This window comes from Streptomyces prasinopilosus, assembly GCF_001419695.1.
Taxonomy (GTDB): domain Bacteria; phylum Actinomycetota; class Actinomycetes; order Streptomycetales; family Streptomycetaceae; genus Streptomyces; species Streptomyces prasinopilosus.
Map to the genome: position 1 here is coordinate 1 of NZ_LIRG01000712.1, position 5,991 is coordinate 5,991.

The 5,991-nt window shown below is 73.4% G+C and carries 6 protein-coding genes; 3 read left to right on the top strand and 3 right to left on the bottom strand.

The genetic code is table 11. The features are described 5' to 3' along the window. Positions 1-270: 270 nt before the first annotated feature. Complete coding sequence (locus tag AOK18_RS25040) at positions 271-765, bottom strand: DUF3145 domain-containing protein (RefSeq protein ID WP_055572732.1); 495 nt, start codon at positions 763-765, stop codon at positions 271-273. A 366-nt stretch (positions 766-1,131) separates the two neighbouring features. Between AOK18_RS25040 and AOK18_RS25045 the strand changes: the two genes are divergently transcribed. Together AOK18_RS25045 and AOK18_RS25050 are read left to right on the top strand one after the other, a co-directional pair. Continuing rightward, a complete protein-coding gene (locus tag AOK18_RS25045) occupies positions 1,132-2,058 on the top strand; it encodes an SGNH/GDSL hydrolase family protein (RefSeq protein ID WP_055574878.1) in 927 nt (308 codons plus the stop codon). A gap of 15 nt (positions 2,059-2,073) precedes the next feature. Beyond that, entirely contained in the window at positions 2,074-3,075 is a 1,002-nt protein-coding gene (locus tag AOK18_RS25050; protein WP_055695798.1) for an aldose epimerase family protein, read from the top strand. Between the two features lie 293 nt (positions 3,076-3,368). On the opposite strand, the gene AOK18_RS25055 is transcribed toward AOK18_RS25050, so the two are convergent. Further along, positions 3,369-4,217, bottom strand: a complete 849-nt coding sequence (locus tag AOK18_RS25055) for an EI24 domain-containing protein (RefSeq protein ID WP_055695799.1) — start codon at positions 4,215-4,217, stop codon at positions 3,369-3,371. Positions 4,218-4,365: 148 nt separating this feature from the next. Next, positions 4,366-5,388: an NADP-dependent oxidoreductase gene (locus tag AOK18_RS25060; RefSeq protein WP_055695800.1), complete on the bottom strand. Its 1,023-nt coding sequence runs from the start codon at positions 5,386-5,388 to the stop codon at positions 4,366-4,368. A 92-nt stretch (positions 5,389-5,480) separates the two neighbouring features. Here AOK18_RS25060 and AOK18_RS25065 point away from each other — a divergent pair, with 92 nt between their 5' ends. Then, positions 5,481-5,957, top strand: a complete 477-nt coding sequence (locus AOK18_RS25065) for a MarR family winged helix-turn-helix transcriptional regulator (protein WP_055695801.1) — start codon at positions 5,481-5,483, stop codon at positions 5,955-5,957. The last annotated feature ends 34 nt before the right edge of the window (positions 5,958-5,991 follow it).

Below are 5,991 nucleotides of genomic sequence, written 5' to 3' on the forward strand. Positions count from 1 at the left end.
ACGTGGTGCTGGCGTTCCGGTCGGTCTGACCGGCGCCGGTACGCGCGGACGTGCTGGAGGGCCCCACCTCACGAGGTGGGGCCCTCCAGCACGTCCGCGCACCGGGAGGACGGGGTACGCCGTGCGGGGGCCCGGGCGCGCCTTACGGGAGCGCCCGGCACGGGGACACGAGGGCGCCCGGTACGGAAGCATCCGGCAGGGGCGCGCGGGAGCACCGGACTTCGGGAGTCCGGTGCCCGGGTCCGGGGGCCGGTGCCGGTGCCGGTGCGGTCAGACGACCTGGTGGAGCCAGCGGACCGGGGCGCCCTCGCCCGCGTGGCGGAAGGGCTCCAGTTCGTCGTCCCAGGGCTTGCCGAGGAGCTTGGCGATCTCGGCCTCCAGGTCGGTCTCGCCGTGCTGGGACCTGGTCAGGGCGGCGCGCAGCCGGTCCTCGGGGATCATGATGTCGCCGTGGATGCCGGTGACGGCGTGGAAGATGCCGAGGTCGGGGGTGCAGCTGTAGCGCTCGCCCTCGGCGGTGGGGCAGGGCTCCGAGGTGACCTCGAAGCGCAGCAACTGCCAGCCGCGCAGGGCCGAGGCGAGTTTGGAGGCGGTGCCGGCCTGGCCCTTCCAGGAGAACTCCGAGCGCCAGGTGCCGGGGGCGGCGGGCTGCCGGATCCAGTCCAGGCCGACGCGCACGCCGAGCACCCCCGCGACGGCCCATTCGACGTGTGGGCACAGCGCACGCGGCGCGGAGTGCACGTACAGGACTCCACGTGTCGTCACCGGAACCTCCGGGCAGAGCGGGACAGGTCGGAAAGGGCCGATCAGCGGGTGGCCGGGAGGACCACGTCGATGCCGAGGCTACCGTGTGGCGGGGGAAGGAGTGTGACGTACCGTCCGTCCCGGCACCCGGAAACCGCCGCCATTCACCCGGCAGGCCGACAACCCCGGGGGGGCCGGCCGCGGACCGTGTGAGCCGTTCCCTATGCGCTGTTCCGTCCGGGGGCGTTCCCCCCGGGGCGTTCCGACCGGAGGAGCGCCCGGCCGGGTGGCCGGGCGGGCAATCGGGTGGACGGTCGGGCGGGCGGGAACCCGCGCGCGTTGTTATGCATGGGGGACGGAGACCACGAGGTGCGGGGAGGCCGCGGGATGGACCAGGGGACACGGTGGAAGAGGCCGGAGCGGGGCGGCCGTTCGCGGGCCGTGCTCGCCGCGGTGGCGGCGGCCGCCGTCCTGGGGGCCGCCGGCTGCGACGCCGTCGGCGGCGCCGGGACCGCTCCGTCCGACGCCGGGGCGAAGAAGGCCGCGCCGGCCCCGTCGCCCACTCCGGCCTGGGACACCAGTCCCGCCTCGGTGGCCGCCGTGGGCGATTCGATCACGACCGGCTTCGACGCGTGCGCGGTGCTGACGGACTGCCCCGAGGTGTCGTGGGCGACGGGCGGCAGCGAGAAGGTCGACAGCCTGGCGGTGCGGCTGCTGGGCCCGGCGGGGGCGGCCGAGCGGAGCTGGAACTACGCGGTCACCGGGGCGCGGATGGCGGACCTGCCCGGGCAGATGGCCCGGGCGGTGAGCCGGAAGCCGGAGTTGGTGACGGTGCTGGCCGGGGCGAACGACGCCTGCCGGGCCACGACGTCGGCGATGACGCCGGTGGCCGCCTTCCGCGCGGACTTCGAGGAGGCGATACGCACCCTGCGCAAGGCGCTGCCCGAGGCCCAGGTGTACGTGGCGAGCGTGCCGGACCTGAAGCGGCTGTGGTCGCAGGGGCGGACCAGCGAGACGGGCAAGCGGGTGTGGGAGCTCGGCATCTGCCCGTCGATGCTGGGCGACCCGGACGCCCTGGACGCGGCGGCGAACGAGCGGCGCGCGGCGGTGCAGGCCCGGGTGGAGGACTACAACGAGGTGCTGGAGGAGGTCTGCGCCGCGGACGACCGGTGCCGCTACGACGGCGGCGCGGTGTACGCGTACCGGTTCGGCACGGCGCAGCTGAGCCGCTGGGACTGGTTCCACCCCAGCATCGACGGTCAGGCCCGGCTGGCGGAGATCGCCCACCGCACGGTCACGGCCACGAAGCCGTGACCTATCGTGCCGCACATGAACGAACTCTTCGGCACACTTTCCGACGGCACCCCGGTGCACCGCTGGACCCTGGAGCGGGCCGGCACCCGTGTACGGGTGCTGTCGTACGGCGGGATCGTGCAGACCGTCGAGGTGCCGGACCGGGAGGGGCGGTCCGGGAACGTGGTGCTGGGCTTCTCCGGCCTGGACGGCTACCTCGCCCATCCGGAGCCGTACTTGGGCGCCCTGATCGGGCGGTACGCCAACCGCATCGCGGGTGCCCGCTTCCCGCTGGACGGCCGGGTCCACACGCTGGCCGCGAACGACGGGCCGAACTCGCTGCACGGCGGTGAGCGGGGCTTCGACAAGCGCGTGTGGGACGTGGCGCCGGTCCCGCACGGGCTGCGCCTCACCCTGGTCTGCGCGGACGGCGAGGAGGGCTTCCCGGGCCGCCTGGAGATGGCGGTGACGTACACCCTGGACGAGCGGGGGGCCCTGGGGATCGCGTACGAGGCGGTGACGGAGGCGCCGACGGTGGTGAACCCGACGAACCACTCGTATTGGAACCTGGCCGGGACCGGTTCCGGTGCGGGGGTCCGCTCCGGCTCCGGTGGCGCGGGCGGGCACGAACTGCGGCTCGCCGCCTCCCGCTTCACCCCCGTCGACGCGGACCTGGTCCCCGCCGGCGACCACCGGGACGTCACCGGCACCCGCTTCGACTTCCGCGAGGCGCGCCGCACCGGCAGCGGGTACGACCACAATTACGTGCTGGACAAGGGCGTGACGTCCACGCCGGTGGAGGTCGCCGAACTGTACGAACCGGGTTCCGGGCGGGTGCTCACGGTGGCGACCACCGAACCCGGGATGCAGGTCTACACCGCCGACCACATCGGGGAGCCCTTCGCGCCCGGCGCCGGCATCGCGCTGGAGACGCAGCACTTCCCGGACTCCCCGAACCGTCCCGACTTCCCGAGCACGGTCCTGCGGCCGGGCGGGACGTTCCGCTCGGAAACGGTGTACGGCTTCGCGGTGCGGTAGGGCCCGCCCGGGTCGTACGGGAGCGTACGGGGCGGCGCGCATGAGCCCCGGTCCGGGGTCAGGGTCCCGGACCGGGGCTGCTCATGCAGAGGAATACCCCGGTTGGCGGGAACTACCCCGATCCAGACGGTAACCGTCGCGGTGGTCCCGTGGTCCGGAATCAGGCAATCGATCGGGGGTTCGTACGAATCCTTCACAAAGGACCACGAGGCGGTCACCTCGCCCCACTCTCCGTGCCCGTTCCGTCCCGGTACCTGTCCCGGTATCCGTCCCGCTCCGGCGTCCGTCCCGTGTCAGTGCGCGTTCGGGCCGATCGGCGGGGACGGCCTCGACGGCGTCCCGGGCGCCTCCGGCGTCCCGGCGCCGCCGTGCCCCCCGGTCTCCCTGGTCTCCCTGGTCTCCTCGCCGAGCAGGTCCCGCGCCATGAGGGTGGCGCCGGCGACCGCGCCCGGCATCAGGAACACGGCGACGAACGGGACGAGGAACGCCAGCCCCAGGGGCGTGCCGAAGCCCCAGACGAGGGTCCTGCGGCCCCTGAGCAGGGCCAGCCGCGCCCGCAGCTCTACCCCGCGCCGCTGCAGGGCCACCGCCGTCAGCTCCTCCGTGAGGAAGAACCCGGTGACCATGAACCCGATCACCGGCACGACGGTCTGCCCGAGGAACGGGACGAACCCGAGCGCGAAGAGGAGGACCGCCCAGACCAGGGCCCGCACCACGATGCGGAGGCTGTCCCGGCCGGAGACCCACAGTTCCCGCCACAACGGCAGGTCGGACTCGGGGGCGGTGCCGTCGGGCGAGACGTCCCGGTCGACCTTCTCGGAGAGGCTCTCGTAGAAGGGCTGGCCGATGAGCAGGGTCACCGCGGTGAAGGTGAGGACGGACAGGAGCAGGCCGAGCGCGAAGAGGAGGACGGTGAGCAGTCCGCGGAACAGGCCGAGCCAGGGGCTGGACCAGTCGTCCGCGAACGGTGTCGCCCAGCCGACGAAGTCCGCCCCCCATAGGCCCAGTACGAGCAGCGCCCCCACGTAGAGCACCAGCGTGATCAGTCCCGGCAGCAGGCCGAAACCGTACTGCTTGCCGTGCCGGGCGACCCAGCGCTGGCCCTTCAGGAGATACCGGAAACCCACCCCAAGATCGCGCATGGGGGAACTATAGGGGCCCGTCGGCGGCGTGTCGTCGGCCGGTGGTCCGCTCCCCCGGCCGGGCGCCCCTCCGGGGCCGGTGCGGGGGCGGGGACGGTCGTGCGCCGTCCCCGCCCCCGCACCGGAGCCCGTCGTGCGCCGTGCGCTGTCAGAGCTTGACGATCATCTTTCCGATGTTGTCGCCGCGCAGGACGCCCAGGAACGCCTCGAGGTTGTTCTCGATGCCCTCGACGACGGTCTCCCGGTACTTGAGCTCGCCCGAGGCGATCCAGCCGCCGACCTCCCGCACGAACTCCGACCGCAGGTCGTTGTGGTCGCTCACCAGGAAGCCCTCGATGCGGCCCCGGGTCTGGATGAGGCGGGCGAGGTTGCGCGGGCCCGGCGCCGGCTCCGTGTTGTTGTAGACGGAGATCATCCCGCACACGGCGATCCGCCCGTCCCGGTTCAGCGAACCGATCGCGGCCTCCAGGTGGTCCCCGCCGACGTTGTCGAAGTAGACGTCGATGCCGTCCGGGGCGGCCTCGCGCAGCTGCCGGCCGACCGGGCCGTCCTTGTAGTTGAACGCGGCGTCGAATCCGTACTCCTCGACGAGCAGGGCGACCTTCTCGTCGGATCCGGCGGAGCCGATCACCCGCGAGGCCCCCTTGAGCTTCGCGATCTGCCCCACCTGGCTGCCGACGGCACCGGCGGCGCCGGACACGAAGACGGCGTCGCCCTCCTTGAAGGCGGCGACGCGCAGCAGTCCCACGTACGCGGTGAACCCCGGCATGCCCAGCACGCCCAGGTAGGTGGAGAGCGGCGCGACCCCGGGGTCCACCTTGACGGCGCTCTTCGCGTCCACCAGCGCGTACTCGCGCCAGCCGAGGCCGTGCAGCACGTGGTCGCCCACGGCCAGTCCCTCCGCGCCGGAGGCGACGACCTCGCCGACGGCGCCGCCCTGCATGGCCTCGCCCACCTCGTACGGCGCCACGTAGGACTTGGCGTCACTCATCCGGCCCCGCATGTAGGGGTCGACCGAGAGGTACGTGTTCCGTACCAGCACCTGGCCCTCCCCCGGCGCGGGGACCTCCGCCTCGACCAGGGAGAAGTCCTCGGGCTTCGGCCAGCCCACGGGCCGGCTGACCAGGTGCCATGCGCGGCCGGTGGCGGGGAGCGTGGGGGTGTCGGTCATGGGGGGCGCCTCTCCTCGAAATGTTTCACTACCTGAAACAACCATGCAGCTGAATATTTCAGGATGTCAAGCATGCGGGTACCCTGGACGGCATGGCCGTCACACCCCGTTCCCCCGGACGTCCCGGATGCCCCGACGATCTGACCCTGGAGGTCGTCGAGCTGATCGGCTCGGTGGTGGCCCGCTACCACGAGGAGTACGAGGAGGCGGCGGCCGGGCACGACCTCACCGGCGCGCAGGCCCGGCTCCTGAGCCTGCTCTGCCTGGAGCCCCTGCCGATGCGGAAGCTCGCCCACCGCCTGAAGTGCGAGCCGTCGAACGTCACCGGGATCGTCGACCGCCTGGAGTCCCGCGGTCTGGCCGAGCGCCGTCCGGACCCGGCGGACCGGCGCGTGAAGGTGGCGGCGGCGACGGAGGAGGGCCGCAGGGTGGCCCGCGGCCTGCGCGAGTCGCTGCGCTTCGCCCGCGAGCCGCTGGCCGCCCTCACGGACGGGGAACGCCGCTCCCTGCGCGACATCCTGCGGACGATGCTGGACAGCGGAACGGGGGCGCCCGGAGGCCGCCGGTGAGCGGCCGCCGGGGCCCCCGGCGGCCGCTCACCGG

Bases quoted from the DNA above. Each gene is read 5' to 3' on its own strand.
- AOK18_RS25045 (WP_055574878.1), top strand. From the start codon at position 1,132: ATGGACCAGGGGACACGGTGGAAGAGGCCGGAGCGGGGCGGCCGTTCG.
- AOK18_RS25055 (WP_055695799.1), bottom strand. From the start codon at position 4,217: ATGCGCGATCTTGGGGTGGGTTTCCGGTATCTCCTGAAGGGCCAGCGC.
- AOK18_RS25060 (WP_055695800.1), bottom strand. From the start codon at position 5,388: ATGACCGACACCCCCACGCTCCCCGCCACCGGCCGCGCATGGCACCTG.
- AOK18_RS25065 (WP_055695801.1), top strand. From the start codon at position 5,481: ATGGCCGTCACACCCCGTTCCCCCGGACGTCCCGGATGCCCCGACGAT.
- AOK18_RS25050 (WP_055695798.1), top strand. From the start codon at position 2,074: ATGAACGAACTCTTCGGCACACTTTCCGACGGCACCCCGGTGCACCGC.